This window comes from Streptomyces sp. N35 (assembly GCF_016464295.1).
Classification (GTDB): domain Bacteria; phylum Actinomycetota; class Actinomycetes; order Streptomycetales; family Streptomycetaceae; genus Streptomyces.
The window spans coordinates 18,388-34,755 of the sequence record NZ_JAEIMH010000083.1 but is presented as its reverse complement, the minus strand read 5'-3'; the positions used below and the strand labels follow the sequence as shown (position 1 = coordinate 34,755).

At 72.2% G+C, this 16,368-nt stretch carries 14 protein-coding genes; 6 read left to right on the top strand and 8 right to left on the bottom strand.

The window, feature by feature from the left end:
- Positions 1-70: 70 nt before the first annotated feature.
- Genes JAO81_RS33455 through JAO81_RS33420 form a run of 8 tightly spaced genes read right to left on the bottom strand, consistent with a single transcriptional unit; the run spans position 71 to position 9,225 of the window.
- A complete protein-coding gene (locus tag JAO81_RS33455; protein WP_199551730.1) occupies positions 71-1,255 on the bottom strand; it encodes a hypothetical protein in 1,185 nt (394 codons plus the stop codon).
- On the bottom strand, positions 1,252-2,307 hold the full coding sequence (locus JAO81_RS33450; protein ID WP_199551729.1) for a glycosyltransferase: 1,056 nt from the start codon (positions 2,305-2,307) through the stop codon (positions 1,252-1,254). The genes JAO81_RS33455 and JAO81_RS33450 overlap by 4 nt, the downstream gene beginning before the upstream one ends.
- Positions 2,304-3,476, bottom strand: a complete 1,173-nt coding sequence (locus tag JAO81_RS33445) for a glycosyltransferase family 4 protein (RefSeq protein WP_199551728.1) — start codon at positions 3,474-3,476, stop codon at positions 2,304-2,306. Before JAO81_RS33445 ends, JAO81_RS33450 begins: the two co-directional genes overlap by 4 nt.
- Positions 3,461-4,945, bottom strand: coding sequence for an oligosaccharide flippase family protein (locus tag JAO81_RS33440; protein ID WP_199551727.1), 1,485 nt, complete (start codon positions 4,943-4,945; stop codon positions 3,461-3,463). Before JAO81_RS33440 ends, JAO81_RS33445 begins: the two co-directional genes overlap by 16 nt.
- Positions 4,942-6,030 carry a hypothetical protein gene (locus tag JAO81_RS33435; protein ID WP_199551726.1) on the bottom strand — a complete coding sequence of 363 codons (1,089 nt, stop codon included), beginning with the start codon at positions 6,028-6,030 and terminating at the stop codon, positions 4,942-4,944. The genes JAO81_RS33440 and JAO81_RS33435 overlap by 4 nt, the downstream gene beginning before the upstream one ends.
- A gap of 38 nt (positions 6,031-6,068) precedes the next feature.
- Positions 6,069-7,094 (bottom strand): GDP-mannose 4,6-dehydratase, encoded by a 1,026-nt coding sequence (gene gmd / locus JAO81_RS33430; RefSeq protein ID WP_199551725.1) that lies wholly within the window; start codon positions 7,092-7,094, stop codon positions 6,069-6,071.
- The gene (locus JAO81_RS43780) at positions 7,076-8,425 is read right to left on the bottom strand and encodes an O-antigen ligase (RefSeq protein ID WP_199551724.1); all 1,350 of its coding nucleotides are present in this window, start codon (positions 8,423-8,425) and stop codon (positions 7,076-7,078) included. Before JAO81_RS43780 ends, gmd begins: the two co-directional genes overlap by 19 nt.
- On the bottom strand, positions 8,422-9,225 hold the full coding sequence (locus JAO81_RS33420) for a glycosyltransferase family 2 protein (RefSeq protein WP_199551723.1): 804 nt from the start codon (positions 9,223-9,225) through the stop codon (positions 8,422-8,424). The genes JAO81_RS43780 and JAO81_RS33420 overlap by 4 nt, the downstream gene beginning before the upstream one ends.
- Positions 9,226-9,348: 123 nt before the next feature.
- On the opposite strand from JAO81_RS33420, the gene JAO81_RS33415 reads away from it, so the two are divergent.
- From JAO81_RS33415 to dnaJ, 6 genes are all read left to right on the top strand, one after another.
- Complete coding sequence (locus JAO81_RS33415; RefSeq protein WP_199551722.1) at positions 9,349-10,281, top strand: GDP-L-fucose synthase; 933 nt, start codon at positions 9,349-9,351, stop codon at positions 10,279-10,281.
- A gap of 80 nt (positions 10,282-10,361) precedes the next feature.
- Positions 10,362-11,864, top strand: a complete 1,503-nt coding sequence (locus tag JAO81_RS33410) for a polysaccharide biosynthesis tyrosine autokinase (RefSeq protein WP_199551721.1) — start codon at positions 10,362-10,364, stop codon at positions 11,862-11,864.
- Entirely contained in the window at positions 11,818-12,489 is a 672-nt protein-coding gene (locus tag JAO81_RS33405) for a hypothetical protein (RefSeq protein ID WP_307814012.1), read from the top strand. The genes JAO81_RS33410 and JAO81_RS33405 overlap by 47 nt, the downstream gene beginning before the upstream one ends.
- Before the next feature lie 103 nt (positions 12,490-12,592).
- On the top strand, positions 12,593-14,458 hold the full coding sequence (dnaK, locus tag JAO81_RS33400; protein ID WP_199551720.1) for a molecular chaperone DnaK: 1,866 nt from the start codon (positions 12,593-12,595) through the stop codon (positions 14,456-14,458).
- On the top strand, positions 14,455-15,138 hold the full coding sequence (grpE, locus tag JAO81_RS33395; protein WP_199551719.1) for a nucleotide exchange factor GrpE: 684 nt from the start codon (positions 14,455-14,457) through the stop codon (positions 15,136-15,138). The genes dnaK and grpE overlap by 4 nt, the downstream gene beginning before the upstream one ends.
- A gap of 42 nt (positions 15,139-15,180) precedes the next feature.
- A complete protein-coding gene (gene dnaJ / locus JAO81_RS33390) occupies positions 15,181-16,368 on the top strand; it encodes a molecular chaperone DnaJ (RefSeq protein WP_199551718.1) in 1,188 nt (395 codons plus the stop codon).

Sequence of the window (16,368 nt, the reverse complement as noted above, 5' to 3'; positions counted from 1 at the left end):
CCTCCGAGAGTCCCTGCCCCCCCCCCGCCGCGGGCGGCCCGGCCCGCTCCGCGGGGCGGCCCGTCGCGCGTCAGTGCAGCGATGCGGGCAGGCGCGGATCCGGGGCGGCGTCGCGGCGGGCTGCCGGCAGGGTGGCCGCGCCCCGTTTCCGCAGCGTCTCGCCCAGTACGGGGACTCCGAGGGCGATCGGCACCCAGGCGAGGACCCAGAGGCGGTCGAGCTCTTCCAGGAGCGGATGCGCCAGGGCGGTACCGAGCCCGGTCAGGGCGGTGGCCAGGGCGATCGGCAGGAGCTGTGGGCGGTGGCGCCACAGCGTCCACAGACAGATGCCGAGCAGGATGGCGAAGCCGGCGTTGAAGTGGAACCAGGTCGGCCAGTACGAGGCCTCGAGCGCGAGCATGCCGCGCACCGGATCGGCCACGTCGGGCCGGGTGAAGTAGCGGGTGAGCGTGTCCTGCATGGTCTCGCTCGCGGCCGGCAGACCGAGCAGTGCGGTGACCACCGCGACCGTCCCTGCCGCGCCCGCCGCTGCCGCGGTCAGTGTCCGCAGTGCGCGGTACCGGCCGGTGCGCAGGGCCGCACGCCACCAGCACAGCGCACCTGCCACGGCCAGACAGACGGCGAACAGCAGGGCGGTGGAGTACTTGGTCAGGGCCAGACCCGCGCATCCGGCCGCCAGGACGCCGAGCCCCGCCTTGTGCCGCCCGCCGAGCAGTCGTACGGCACCGAGGCCGCAGACCAGGACGAGCGGGGTGACGAGACTGTCGGCGAGCGACCGGCCACCCCAGTAGCCCGGACCGCCCGCAAGCAGCACGGCCTCGCCCGCCAGCGAGGGCAGGCGGTTCACGCCGCCGATGCGCAGCAGCCGGTACGTGAGCAGGCCGGAGGCCACCGTCAGCAGGAACGACAGGGCCCACAGACCCTTGAGCGCCCCGAACGCCGCGATGAAGGGTGCGGCGAGCAGCGGGTAGCCGGGCCGGGTGTCGAAGATCCGCTCGTAGCGGGGGTGGTCGGGTTTCAGGCCGTCCGGGTTGGCCTCCACGCAGGAGGCGGGTCCCGGCCTTGAGGCGCAGTAGGCGTCACGGGCCTTCTCCTGAGCCGCGTCCCGGGGCAATCCGAGAAATTCGTACGAGGCCCGGGTGTAGCGGTAACTGTCGTTGGAGAAACCCCAGTTCTGCAGCGCGGTCGCGCTCTGGAAGCCGGCCAGCAGCAGGGCGAGCATCAGGGGTGCGGCGAACCGCCGGAGGAATGTCATGACACCTGCCGGATCGAGGGGGCGAGGGCCGTTGTGGCCCATGGAACGGAAGGAACCGGGAGCCCCAGACGCGGGGCGAGGATGTGGCGCAGAACGTGGGTCTCCGTGAGGTGTGCGCGGACCCAGGCACGGGCCCGTGCGCCACGGGCGAGCAGCTCATCGGGCCCTTCGGTCAGCAACTGCCGTACGGTGTCGGCTGCTTCACGGGGTGTACCGGAAAGGTGCAGCCCGTCCTCGGGGCCCGGCAACCAGTCGAGACCCGGCTGGCGCGAGGTGACATGGACGCGGCCCGAGCACAGGGAGATGGCCAGGCGGTCGGAGGCGTAGCCGGTGTGGTGGCGGTAGCGGTCCCAGCCGACGGTGATCAACCCGTCGCGCATGACGGCGAGTTGACCCAGGAACGGCACGCCGCCGTACGCGTACGGCTTCCGCCCCCAGCCGCGTCCGTACACCGCGAGCTCGCAGCCCTCGGTGCGGGCGAGCAGCCGTACCAGCGCGAGGCGTTCGCCGTCATCGGGCAGCAGCTCGACGCCGAGGAAGGTACGCCGGGTGCCGAGGAAGGCGACCCGCGAGCCGGTCGGTCCGGGGTCCTCGCCGTCGGCGCAGAACCGCAGTGGCGCCGCGTGCGGGACGTAGTGCACCGGCACTCCGGTGGCGCGGTGCAGCAGGTCCGCCTGCGCGCCCACCGCCACGCTGTGGATCGCCGAAGAGCGCCTCAGCCACCGCAGATTGCTCTCCCGCGGCCGTTTGAGCGGGCCGCCCCATGCGTCGCCCTCCCAGGCCAGGACCGGGGGCCCGCCGAGTGCGCCGAGCAGTTCGTCGATCTGCCGGTCCGTCCAGGAGCGTGACTGCGGGGACTGGACCAGGACCAGGGCGGGCGGTTCCGCCTCGGCGAGCTCGCGTAGATCGACGGGGGTGACCGCCGGGGCGAGGTAGCGGTGGCGGAGCAGGCCCTCGGCGGCGAGCTCGGCGAAGGCACGGACGAAGCGGTTGTCGGGTCCGTCGTCGCGTACGTCGTTGCTGAGCTGAAGCACCAGCGGCGGTGCGGTCATCGGGCTTCCTCCACAGCGGGCAGGCGGAGTGTGCGGGCGAACCAGTCGGTGTACGCCCGGGCGGTGTCGTCCAGGCAGAAGTGGGTGCGCACGCGTCTGCGGCCGAACTCACCCAGTTCCCGCCGGTGTTCCTCGTCGAGCGCGAGCCGGAGCATCGCCTCGGCCATCAGATCGGGCCGGTCGACGTCCACGAGGTGACCGGCCCGGGCGACCACCCACGGCACCGCCCCGCTCCTGCGGCCCGCCACCACGGGGATGCCGAGGGCCATCGCCTCCGCGCAGATCATGGAGAAGGACTCGACACGGGACGGGTGCACGAGGACGTGTGCCTCGGCCGCGAGCCGTTCGAGCATGGCGGCGTGCGGCAGCGCACCGGCGAACTCCACTCCGGCGGCGAACCCGTGGGCCCGCGCCCACGTCGCGGCCGGTCCGTCCGGTCCGTGTCCCGCTCCGAACATGACGAGCCGGGCCCCGGGCAGCCGCTCCCGTACGAGATCGAACGCCCGCAGCGCGGCCACGGTGTTCTTCCAGCGGCCCCAGCCCTGGGAGGCCGTGGCGAACACCGGGGAGCCGTCCGGCGCGGGGGACCGCGGCAGGGGCAGTGCGTCGGTGCGTACGGCGTTGGGGATGACCTCGATCGGTCGGCGGACGCCGAGGAAGCGGCGGAAGTGGGCAGCGGTGTACGGGCTGTTGGCGCTCACGGCGGTCGCCCTGCGGGTCGCGGGCACGGCCATCGTGTGCCGCCACCAGCGGTAGGCGCTGCGCATCTCCCAGGCGTAGCGCAGCGGGGTGTCCCGCGCGGTGACACAGGTGGGCAGCCCCGAGGCGATGGCGCCGAGCGCGAACTCGTAGGTCCAGTGCGCGCTCACCACGTCCAGGGAAAGGTCCCGCAGAGCCGCGCCGATCCCCTGGCGCTCGGCGCGGAACATGTCCCGCGCGCGGCCGTGCTCCCGCATCGGCACCACAACGAGCCGCAACGAGCCCTCCCCGTACGCGCGTTGCTCACGCACCTGAGAGCTGAGCGCCACGACGGTGACGTCATGGCCCTGCTCCCACCAGGTGCGCGCCAGCCAGCCGGTGGACGGGCCGGGGTATACCTCCGGCAGACCGGGAGGCAGGGCTCCCCGGAGCGGGCCGAGATCCACCGGTCCGGTCATGCCGATACGCATACGACCTCCTGAGAGGGCCCGTCGGTGCGGAACACCCCGCGGGCCCGTACGGCTTGGACAGCGGGCACCTGCCGTGCGAAGCACCCGCAGAGCGCGGCGAAGGCGAGGACGGCGGCCGTCGACAGACAGGCGCGGACGAGCTGGTCGCTCAGGCCGGCCGGAGCGGGCCCGAGGTGTGCGGCCCCGCGTCCGGCCGCGAACAGCGCGAGGCCGAGCGAGGCGTGGACCAGATGCGCGCGCAGCAGTGGACCGGCGGAAAGCACCGATGCCCGCTGCCAGCGGCGCAGTTGGACCGCGTGGCCCACCGCGGGTGCCGCGGAGGCCAGCGCGAGGACCGTGAGGCTGCGGGTGCCGGCCGCCACGGCGACCGTCGCAGCGGTGGTGGCGATGACAGCCGACTGCGAGACGAGGGAGGCGCGGGCGGCTCGGCGGACCTGGTCGAGCGAGTTGCCGGTGGAGCAGAGCAGCGCGCAGGCCGCACCGAGGGCGAGCGCCGGCAGCAGTGCGGCCGCACCGTCCCAGCCGGGTCCGAGCAGCACGAGGAGCCAGTCGGGGCCGGTGGCGGCGACGGCACCGAAGCCGACGAAGGCGGCACCCGACGTCACGCACAGCAGATCGCTCGCGGCCCGGCGCGGCAGCACCCCGCGCCCGCGCGCCCGGGCCTCCGCCAGCTCGGGTGCGCTCGCGCGCTGCAGCCCTTGGGCCAGGGCGGTCAGCGGGATGCCGGTGGCGAGCGAGGCCCGCGAGAACCAGCCCGCGGCCACCGGTCCGAAGAAGGCCCCGGCGCACCACAAGGGCGCGTTGTTGGTGACGGACTGCACCATGCCGTACCCGGCGAAGAAGCCCGACTGGCCGAGCAGTTCGCGTACCGGTACGGGGGGTCCGCCGGGCAGCGCCCGCAGTGCACCCGAGAGGAACACCCCGACGAGCACGGTCAGGGACGCGACCGGCGCCGCCGTCACCAGCCCCCACGGACTCCAGCCCGCGGCGAGGAGCGTGATCCCGGCCGCGCAGCCGAGCACCTGTCCGGCGACCTCGATGAGCGCCGCCCCACGGGCCCGGCCCGCCCGCCGCAGCACGGCGAGCAGCGCACCGCCGAGGGGCTGGAACAGCAGTTGTACGCCCAGGAGCTGGACGAACCGTGCGGTCTCCGCGTCGGTGACGGGCGTGAGCGCCCAGGCTGCCACCTGGACCACCGCCGCGCAGCCTGTGCCGGTGACCACGCCGGTGGTGAGGGCGCTGCGCACCAGCGGCCGCGTCAGGCGCTCGGCCCGCAGCAGACAGGTGGCGAGGCCCGCGTTGGCGACGTGGCCGAAGAGCGCGCTGACGGTGCAGGCCAGCGCATACCGGCCGAAGGACCCGGGGTCGACCAGGCGGGCCGTGGCCGCCGTATAGCCGAGCAGGACGACGACCGCTGCCAGGGACCCGGCCACCGACCAGGCGAAACCGCCCAGGACACGGCGGCTCATACCGGCTGGGGCGCCCGTGCCGCGGGGTCCATGGCGGCGATCGCCTGCCACGGATCGGCCGGGGGCGCGGGGACGTCGAGGTGCGGACAGAGCATGTGGCGCAGGGCGTTGAGGTTGGTGAGCCGGTCGCGCACCCAGGCGTGTCCCGCCAGACCGGCCGCGTGCAGCTCGGCGGGGTCCGCCCCCAGGAGCTCGGCAACCCGGGCGACGGCCTGCGCGGGGGTGTCCACGAGATGCAGTCCGAACTCGGGCCCGGGCAGCCAGGACGTTTCCGCGGGACGGGCGGCCACATGGGGGCGGCCTGCGAACATGCTGATCGGCAGGCGGTTGGAGAAGAAGCCCGCGTAACCCTGGTAGTGGTCCCAGCCGACGCTCATCCGTGCCCCGCGCAGCGCATGGATCTGCTCCTCGAAGCAGAGTGGACCGAGCGCCCCGCGCCCGCGCCAGCCGCTGCCGTGAGTGGCGAACCGGCAGCCGGGCAGCCGCTGCAGGGAGCGCACGAGGCGGTCGCGCTGCCGAGCGCCGTCGACGCGCTCGACGAAGCCGAGCCGCAGATAACGGCCGCCGATGTGCAGGACGTCGTACTCCGTGTGCTCCGGCGGGGGTACGGGATCGTCGGTCCACAGCCGCTCCGGCACCGTCTGCGCGATGTAGCGCACGGGCCGGCGGGTGTACCGGCCGAAGAGGCGGGCCTGCGCCCCCACGGCCACGCTGAACACGGTGTCCGCATGAGCCAGCCACGCGGCCAGCGACCGCGTCACCGGCTTGTGCCCGCCCCATGCGTCGCCCTCCCACAGCACCACCGTGGGCGAGCCGAGGCGGCGCAGCAGCGCTGCGACCTCCTCGCCGGTCCAGGGGAAGCGGCTGGGCGACTGCACGAACAGCAGCTCGGGGCGGGCCTCTTCGGCGATCCGCAGCAGCTCGGCGAGCGCCGGCTCCCGTCCTGTGTCCGGCAGGGCGAGAGGCGCGAGAGGCACATGCGTGAGCCGGCCTTCGGCGGCCAGGGCGCGGAAGGCCTCGCCGAAGCTGAGACGGAGCTCCGGGTGGGTGTCGTTGGTGAGGTGCAGGACGGTGGGGGGTGCCATGGCTCGCCTCGCGATAGGACGGATCCGCGGCGGCCGGGTCAGACCTGGGCTCGCGGTGCGGGGGTGCCGCCGCCGGGAGCCGGCACCCGGGCCGGCAAGGCCAGCTCGGCGTCCGTCATGATCCGGGCCAGCTCCGGGGTGAGCACGGCCGCCTTCCAGCCCAGCTCCCGCTCGGCCTTCGACGCGTCCCCGATCAGGTCCGGCACCTCGGCGGGCCGCAAGTACCGCTCGTCGAAGCGGACATGGCGCTCCCAGTCGAGGCCCGCGTGCTCGAAGCAGAACGTCAGGAAGTCGCGGACGCTGTAGCTGGTGCCGGTGGCGACCACGTAGTCGTCGGGGGTGTCCGTCTGCAGCATCCGCCACATGGCGTCCACGTACTCGGGCGCGTAGCCCCAGTCGCGGCGGGCCTCCAGGTTGCCCAGGTGCAGCAGCTCCTGCTCACCGCGCGCGATGCGGGCCGCGGCCCGGGCGATCTTGCGGGTCACGAAGGTCTCGCCGCGGCGCGGGGACTCGTGGTTGAAGAGGATGCCGTTGACGGCGTGGATCCCGTACGCCTCGCGGTAGTTGCGGGTGATCCAGTACGCGTACACCTTGGCCGCCGCGTACGGGGAGCGCGGGTGGAAGGGCGTCGACTCCGACTGCGGGGGCGCCGTGATGCCGTACATCTCGGAGCTGGACGCCTGGTAGAAGCGGCACGGCAGACCGGTCATCCGGATCGCCTCGAGGAGCCGGGTGGTGCCCAACCCCGTCGTCGTACCCGTGAATTCGGGCTCGTCGAACGAGACCCGCACATGCGACTGGGCGGCCAGGTGGTAGACCTCGTCGGGCTGGATCTGCTCGAGGAGCGTGGTGATACGGGAGCCGTCGGCGAGGTCGCCGTAGTGCAGCCGCAGGCGGGCGCCGCTCTCGTGCGGGTCCTGGTAGAGGTGCTCGATCCGGGTGGTCGAGAAGGTCGAGGAGCGGCGGATGAGGCCGTGCACCTCGTAGCCCTTCGCCAGGAGCAGTTCGGCCAGATATGAGCCGTCCTGGCCGGTGATTCCGGTGATCAGCGCGGTACGGGACATGGGTGCTCCATGGGTGGATCGGCGGGGTGGGGGAGTGCGGAGCGCGCGGGAGGCTGCGGCCCGCGCTCCTCGGACGGCGTACGGCAGACGAGCACCGTCCAGATGGCGACGGCGAACAGGACGCGGTCGGAGAGGCCGTTGAGGTTGCGCAACGGGGACTCCGTGGCGCACTCCACGAGCAGCGTCGCCACGAGGGCCGCGGAAAGGCCCTTGGTGGCTGCGGCCGTCCGGCGGGCCCGCACGATCAGCGCGGCCACGAGGGCGCACAGGCCGATGAGCCCGAACACGCCGGTGGCGCCCATGGTGTGCAGGAACTGGTTGTGGGCCTGGCCGATCCAGTGGTCGGCCGTGCCGAAGAGCTGGGTGCGGTGTTCGGGGTCGAAGAGGCTCGGCCCGTATCCGAACAGCGGTGCCTCGCGGAACTCTTCCCAGGCCAGCCGCCAGGCCAGGCCACGGGCTTGGTGTGCGGCGTCCCGAACGCCGGAGACGGCCGTGATCATCCGCAGGTGCAGCCAGGGCAGGAGCAGCAGGAGGGGGGCCGCGACCGCCCCGAGCACGAGCAGCGTCCGCTTGGCCGCCTTGAACCGCGGACCCGTGTGCAGCAGGAGCACGGCGGCCGAGGCCAGCCAGGCCGTTCGCGACTGGGTGAGCACCAGGGCGGACAGAGCGGCGGCGGCGTGGAGGGGCCAGGCCCTGCCGCGGGCCACCGCGCAGAGTTCGAGGAGGAGCGCGACGGCGGCCAGCGGGCCGAGCAGGTTGGGGTTGGCGGACAGGCCCATGAACTGGCCCCAGCCCGTGCCCAGATAGTCCCGGGTGGCGGCCCCGCCCGGGGCGAGGAAGGCCCAGTCGGCGGGCATGACCGCGATGGACAGCAGCGATCCCCAGATGAAACACCGCAGCAGGACACGGAGCTGGCCGAGCAGCTGGGGGAAGGGCTGCTGGGAACCCACATAGAGCGCGGCGAGCAGCAGCACCCCGAAGAGGTCCATCGGGTCCACGGAGCCGTGCTCGCTCAGCGCCGCGGAGACGATCCCCGCGGCCACGAACAGCGCGGTGGCCAGGGCCACGTGGGCGGCCGGTCCCCAGGCCCCGGGCGTGGGGAGTGCGGGGGCGCCGGACCTCAGCCCGCGTACCACCGGCCCGAGCAGCAAGGCCGCGGCGATCAGCAGGGTGACGCCGGCCAGGGCCTGGGAGAGCAGCAGTTCGGAGCCCGCCAGATAGGCCTCGCGGTGCCGCTGCACCTGGCCGTGGTAGCCGTGCGGCAGCAGCGGCGCCACCGCTGTCGTACCGAGTCCGAACACCCACAGCAGGGTGCGCCCGTCCGGCCTCACCGCCCCGTCCCCGCCCGCACCGCCGTCATCACATACGGCGACACCATCAGCACCGGTGCCCGCCGCCCGGCATGCCGCAGGCAGTACACCCACCAGGCCCGCGGCGGCAGTTCGCGGACCGATGTGACGCGCCGCAGGGCCTCGCGCACGCCGATGCCCGGCTCGCGGGAGCCGGTGCGGGGCGGGTTGCGCGGGCAGCGGCCCACGTGGCGGGGCGCGACCAGCGCCGCGATGCCGGCCTTGCGGGCGCGAAAGCCGTGGTCGTAGTCGCCCATCCCGTGCGGGAAGCGCTTGTCGACATCGCCGACGCGGTCGCGTGCCGTGCGCGGGATCAGGACGACATTGCCGTTGTACGTGTCGCAGGGTTCGAGCCGTCCGGTCGGCTCGACCAGGTCCATCCTGCGGCCCCGCCGCCCGGAGTACGTCGTCGCGGCACCGTCGTGCACGGCGCCCACCACGATGGCCTCCGGCTCCTTCTCGGCGGCCGCCAGGAGGTCGGCGAGCGCGTCGTCGTCGAGCACGACGTCGTCGTTGAGCCACAGCTGGTGCGTGAAGGCCGGTCCGCCGGCGGCCCGGCTGTTGCGGCTGGCGATCCGCATCCCGTGGCCCCAGAAGACGCTGTCGTCGGTGTCCATGACGTGCACGTCCGGGTGCGCGCGCCGTACCGCCTCGCCGGTGCCGTCGGTGCTGCCCGCGTCGACCAGATAGACCTGCACGTCCGTGCCGGGCGGAAGGCCGCACTGCCGTTTCAGGGCGGCGAGGGCCGACAGGGTTGTCGTACGGCGGTTGTGACTGGTCATCAGAACGGCCACCAGCGGTTGCACCACTAGAGCTCCTCGGGTAGGGCGCTACCGGGAGAATGCCGCATACATGACTAATCTCATGGTTGGGACATACCGGGACGATCCGATAGGACGCAAAGCGTGCAACTCCCTCGCAGCGCCCGAGTGCACCTCGCCGGCCACCGCGGACTCGTCGGGTCCGCGCTCGTCAGGCACTTCAGATCCGAAGGGTTCGAGGACCTGATGCTGTACGGATCCGACCGGGTCGACCTGCGCGAACGGGACGCCGTGCGCAGGCTCTACGCCGACCGGCGCCCCCGGGTCGTGGTGCTCGCCGCGGCCCGTGTCGGCGGGATCGCCGCCAACTCCGCCCGGCCGGTGGACTTCCTCAGCGACAACCTGCGCATCCAGGTCAATGTCCTCGACGCCGCCCGCGAGTTCGGTGTCGAGCGGCTGCTCTTCCTCGGCTCCAGCTGCATCTACCCCAAGCTCGCCCCGCAGCCGATCCCCGAATCGGCCCTGCTCACGGGCGCCCTGGAGCCCACCAACGACGCGTACGCCATCGCCAAGATCGCCGGCCTGCTGCACGTCCAGGCGATGCGCCGGCAGTACGGACTTCCGTACATCTCGGCGATGCCGACGAACCTCTACGGGCCGAACGACAACCTCGACGCCACCACGAGCCATGTCCTGCCGGCGATGCTGCAGCGCACCCATGCGGCGCATACGCGCGGGGACGCCACGCTCACGCACTGGGGCAGCGGCACTCCGCGCCGCGAGTTCCTGCACGTGGACGACCTGGCGCGGGCCTGCCTCTTCCTCCTGGAGAACTACGACGGTGACGCGCCGGTGAACGTCGGCTGCGGCGAGGACATCGAGCTGCGCGAACTCGCCGAGCTGATCGCCGAGACCGTCGGCTACCGCGGCGCCGTCGCGTGGGACACCACGCGGCCCGACGGCACGCCCCGCAAGCTGCTCGACACCTCCGTGATCAACGCACTCGGCTGGAAGCCCGAGACCGCCCTGCGCGACGGGGTGCGCCGTACCTACGACTGGCTGCGCACCCGCCTCTGACGTCGCGGCACCCGGCTGCGACGCCCGCCCCTGACACCGCCCGCCCTGCGCCTCGTCCCCCACCTGCAAGGAGCACCCCCGTGGACCTCCGCGGATTCTTGAAGATCGTCGCCAGACGGTGGCCCGTCGCCGTCACGGTCGTGGTCCTCGGCATCGCGGCCGGCTGGACCGCCACCGCCGTCTCGACCCCGGTCTACGAAGCGCGTACGCAGCTGTTCGTCGCGACCCGGCACGGCGGTGAGGACACCGCCCAGCTCAACCAGGGGCAGACCTTCTCGCAGGCCCGGGTCCAGTCGTACGCCGCGATCGTGGCGACCGACCAGGTCACCGAGTCCGTGGTGCGCGAGCTGCGGCTCGACATGGAGCCGCGCCGGCTGGCCGAACGGATCAAGGCGGAGGCCCCGCTCAACACCGTGCTCATCAACATCACCGTCTCCGACACGGAGCCGGAGCGCGCGGCGCAGGTCGCCGACGCGGCCGCGGCCCGCTCGGGGAAGGTCGCCGAGCAGCGGGAGACCCCGCGCGGCGCCTCGGCCGCCGGTCCGGCCCGGGTGGGCGACGGCGGCTACGCGCCGGTGGCCGCCGCCCCGCAAGCGCCCGTGCACCTCGGGGTGACCGAGCACGCCTCCGTGCCCGCCGCACCCGTCTCGCCGCACGCGCTGCTCAACCTGGCCGCCGGTCTGCTCGCCGGTCTGCTGGGCGCCGGGGCGCTCGTCGTCCTGCTCGAGACGCTCGACACCACGCTCAAGCACCACACGGACCTCGCCGAACTGACCGGCCACGCCGTGCTCGGCACGATCCCCTTCGACCGGGACGCCCCTCAGCACCCCTTGGCCAACTCGGACGCGGGGCACTCCGCCCGCGCCGAGGCCTTCCGCAGGCTGCGCACCAACCTGCAGTTCACGCAGGTGGACGACCCGCCCAAGGTGCTCGTCGTGACCAGCTCGCTGCCGGGCGAGGGCAAGACCAACACGGCGGCCAACCTGGCGCTCGCGCTCACCGAGGCCGGGGTGCGCACCTGCCTGGTCGACGCCGATCTGCGGCGGCCCTGCGTCGCGAGGACCTTCGGCCTCGTCCAGGACGCGGGCCTGACCACGGTCCTCATCGGACGGGCCGGTATCGACGACGTGATGCAGCAGGGCCCGGGCGGGCTCTCGGTCCTGACGGGCGGCGCCGTACCGCCCAACCCGACCGAGCTGCTCGCCTCGACCCGTATGAGCGACGTCCTCGAGGAACTCGCCGACCGCTACGAGGCCGTGATCGTCGACACCGCCCCGCTGCTCCCCGTCGCCGACACGGTCGGTCTCGCGCCGCTCGCCGACGGCACGCTGCTCGTCGTACGCGCCGCGAAGACCACCCGCGACCAGATCAAGAGCGCCGCCGAAGCACTGCGCACCGTGGGGGTGCGCACGCTCGGGACGGTCTTCTCGATGACCCCCACCGCCAAGTCCAAGGGGTATGGGAGTTACGGGAGTTACGGCGACGCGGAGCCCCCGGTCACCGGCCGCCACCGGATGCCCACGCCGCGGACCATCCGTGAGCGCAGCGGTGTGGCCCTGTCGTATCTCGCGGGTGAGAAGTGACCGGCGCCCACGGGCGAGAAGTCACCGGCGCTCACAGGCGAGAAGTCACCGGCGGGCCGCTGTGGCACGGTTGAGGGTGCTGTTGGTGGGGGGGGGGACCCCCCCCGGGCCGGGGCCCGGGGGGCGGCTGTCCGCGAGGGGGGCCCGGGACGCGGAGGCGCCCGGCGCGGGCACGCAGGCGCGGCATCTGGAGGGCATGGACGCCGCCACCCGGTCCGTGCTCGCCGGGCTCGGAGGTGAGGTCGGAGCCTTCGCCTCGCGGCCCCTGACCGCTGAGCTGACCGCCGCCTCGGACCTGGTGCTCGGCATGGAACGCGAGCACCGCGAAGCCGCCGTACGGCTCGAACCGCGGGCCATGCGCCGGTGCTTCACGCTCAAGGAGTTCCTGCGGCTCGCCGCGGATCTGGACGGTGCGGGAGCGACCCCCGTGGAGACCGTCGCCCGGGTCGCGGCACTGCGCGGCCGGGTCGCCCCGGCCTCGCCGCGGGCCGACGCGATCCCCGATCCGTGGGGCCAGGGCTATGACGTCCTGCAGGACTGCGCGGCCGGGATCGACGAGGCGGTACGGGAGCTGAGTGACGTCCTGGGTGTGAGAGGCGGTGTCCTGGGCCGGGAGGTGACATAAGCGCACAATAAAGTTGAGTGGGCTCCACTCAGGTCTGTTGCGTTAGGCCAAGTGCCGTGTCATCCTTGAGCCAGTTCCACTCAAGTCGTATGGAGGATTCGAAATGGCACGTGCGGTCGGCATCGACCTGGGCACGACTAACTCTGTCGTCAGCGTTCTTGAAGGCGGCGAGCCCACCGTCATCACCAACGCCGAGGGCGCCAGGACCACGCCGTCCGTCGTCGCCTTCGCCAAGAACGGCGAGGTGCTCGTCGGCGAGGTCGCCAAGCGCCAGGCAGTGACCAACGTGGACCGGACCATCCGTTCGGTGAAGCGCCACATGGGCACGGACTGGAAGATCGAGCTCGACGGCAAGCCCTTCAACCCCCAGCAGATCAGCGCCTTCGTGCTGCAGAAGCTGAAGCGGGACGCCGAGGCCTACCTGGGCGAGAAGGTCACGGACGCGGTCATCACCGTGCCCGCGTACTTCAACGACTCCGAGCGTCAGGCGACGAAGGAAGCCGGCGAGATCGCGGGTCTCAACGTCCTGCGTATTGTCAACGAGCCGACGGCCGCCGCCCTGGCCTACGGTCTCGACAAGGACGACCAGACCATTCTCGTCTTCGACCTCGGTGGCGGCACGTTCGACGTCTCGCTGCTCGAGATCGGCGACGGCGTCGTCGAGGTGAAGGCCACCAACGGTGACAACCACCTCGGTGGTGACGACTGGGACCAGCGCGTCGTCGACTACCTGGTGAAGCAGTTCAACAACGGTCACGGTGTGGACCTCGGCAAGGACAAGATGGCGCTCCAGCGCCTGCGCGAGGCCGCCGAGAAGGCGAAGATCGAGCTCTCGTCCTCGACCGAGACCACGATCAACCTGCCGTACATCACGGCCTCCGCCGAGGGCCCGCTGCACCTGGACGAGAAGCTCACGCGCGCCCAGTTCCAGCAGCTCACGTCCGACCTGCTCGAGCGCTGCAAGAACCCGTTCAACAACGTCATCAAGGACGCCGGCATCCAGCTGTCCGAGATCGACCACGTGGTCCTGGTCGGCGGCTCCACCCGTATGCCCGCCGTCGCCGAGCTCGTCAAGGAGCTGACGGGTGGCAAGGACGCCAACAAGGGTGTGAACCCGGACGAGGTCGTCGCCATCGGCGCCGCCCTGCAGGCCGGTGTGCTCAAGGGTGAGGTCAAGGACGTCCTGCTCCTCGACGTGACCCCGCTGTCGCTTGGTATCGAGACCAAGGGCGGCATCATGACCAAGCTCATCGAGCGCAACACCACGATCCCGACCAAGCGGTCCGAGATCTTCACGACGGCCGAGGACAACCAGCCGTCGGTGCAGATCCAGGTCTACCAGGGCGAGCGCGAGATCGCGGCGTACAACAAGAAGCTCGGGATGTTCGAGCTGACCGGTCTGCCGCCGGCGCCGCGTGGTGTCCCGCAGATCGAGGTCTCCTTCGACATCGACGCCAACGGCATCATGCACGTGACCGCGAAGGACCTCGGCACGGGCAAGGAGCAGAAGATGACCGTCACCGGCGGCTCCTCGCTGCCGAAGGACGAGGTCGACCGCATGCGCCAGGAGGCCGAGCAGTACGCGGACGAGGACCAGCGCCGCAAGGAGGCCGCCGAGTCCCGTAACCAGGGCGAGCAGCTCGTCTACCAGACCGAGAAGTTCCTCAAGGACAACGAGGAGAAGGTCCCGGGCGAGGTGAAGACCGAGGTCGAGGAGGCGCTCACCGAGCTGAAGGAGAAGCTCAAGGGCGAGGACTCCGCCGAGATCCGCACCGCGACCGAGAAGGTCCAGGTCGTCGCGCAGAAGCTGGGTCAGGCGATGTACGCCGACGCCCAGGCCGCGCAGGCGGCGGGTGGCGAGGCCCCGCAGGACCAGCCCGGTGAGGCCAAGGCTGAGGACGACGTCGTGGACGCCGAGATCGTCGACGACGAGAAGCCGGACTTCGACAAGAAGGACGGTGCCGCGTGACGGAGGAGACCCCCGGGTTCGACGAGCAGAACGAGCAGCCCTCCGTCGACTCAGTCTCCGAAGGCAGCGCACCCGAGGCCGCCGAGTCGGAGGGCGCCCCCACTCCTGAGAAGGAGGGGGCGGCCCCGGCCGGGGACACGACAGTGGCTCTCACCGCCCAGCTCGACCAGGTCCGTACCGCGCTCGGCGAGCGCACCGCGGACCTCCAGCGGCTGCAGGCCGAGTACCAGAACTACCGCCGCCGTGTGGAGCGGGACCGTGTCCAGGTCAAGGAGCTCGCTGTCGCGAAGCTTCTGACCGAGATGCTCCCGGTCCTCGACGACATCGGCCGCGCCCGTGAACACGGCGAGCTGGTGGGCGGGTTCAAGTCGGTGGCCGAATCCCTGGAGACGGTCGCCGCGAAGATGGGTCTGCAGCAGTTCGGCAAGGAGGGCGAGCCCTTCGACCCGACGATCCACGAGGCGCTCATGCACTCCTACGCGCCGGACGTCACCGAGACGACCTGCGTCGCGATCCTGCAGCCCGGGTATCGCATCGGTGAGCGCACCATCCGCCCCGCGCGGGTGGCCGTGGCCGAGCCGCAGCCGGGTGCGCAGACCGTCAAGGAAGCCGATGCCGCCGACACGGGGGACGCTTCCGCCGACGACAGCAAGGAGAGCGGTGGCCCGGACGAGGGCTGACGCGGACGGATCCATCGGTATACGTGAGGAGGGACGCCGGGGATGAGCACCAAGGACTTCATCGAGAAGGACTACTACAAGGTCCTCGGCGTACCCAAGGACGCCACCGAGGCCGAGATCAAGAAGGCGTACCGCAAGCTCGCCCGCGAGTTCCACCCGGACGCCAACAAGGGCAACGCCAAGGCGGAGGAGCGCTTCAAGGAGATCTCCGAGGCGAATGACGTCCTCGGCGACCCCAAGAAGCGCAAGGAGTACGACGAGGCCCGCGCCCTGTTCGGCAACGGAGGCTTCCGCGCCGGACCCGGCGGGGGCGGCACCGGCTCCTTCAACTTCGACCTGGGCGACCTCTTCGGAGGCGGCGCCCAGGGCCAGGGCGGCAGCGGCACGTTCGGCGGCGGTGGAATCGGGGACGTCTTCGGCGGACTCTTCAACCGCAGCGGCGGCGCGGGCGGTACGCGTACGCAGCCGCGCCGCGGCCAGGACATCGAGTCCGAGGTGACGCTCAGCTTCACCGAGGCCGTGGACGGCGCGACCGTTCCGCTGCGGATGTCCTCGCAGCAGCCCTGCAAGGCCTGTTCGGGCACCGGTGACAAGAACGGCACGCCCCGCGTGTGCCCGACCTGCGTCGGCACCGGTCAGGTCTCGCGCGGCGGCGGTGGCGGCTTCTCGCTCACCGACCCGTGCGTGGACTGCAAGGGCCGGGGCCTCATCGCCCAGGACCCCTGCGAGATCTGCAAGGGTTCGGGCCGCGCCAAGTCCTCGCGCACCATGCAGGTGCGGATCCCCGCGGGCGTCTCGGACGGCCAGCGGATCCGGCTGCGCGGCAAGGGAGCACCCGGTGAACGGGGCGGTCCCGCGGGCGACTTGTACGTGGTCGTGCACGTGGACAAGCACCCGGTCTTCGGGCGCAGGGACGACAACCTCACGGTGACCGTCCCGGTGTCCTTCACCGAGGCGACGCTCGGCGGCGAGATCAAGGTTCCGACCCTGGGCGGCCCGCCGGTCAAGCTGAAGCTGCCCCCGGGCACCCCCAACGGCCGCACCATGCGCGCCCGCGGCAAGGGTGCGCTCCGCAAGGACGGCACCCGCGGCGATCTCCTCGTCACCGTGGAAGTCGCCGTACCCGCCGATCTGACCGACACCGCCCGTGAAGCCCTCGAGGCCTACGCGAAGGCGACTGAGGGGCACGATCCCCGGGCAGAACTGTTCCAGGCCGCGAAGGGAGCTTGA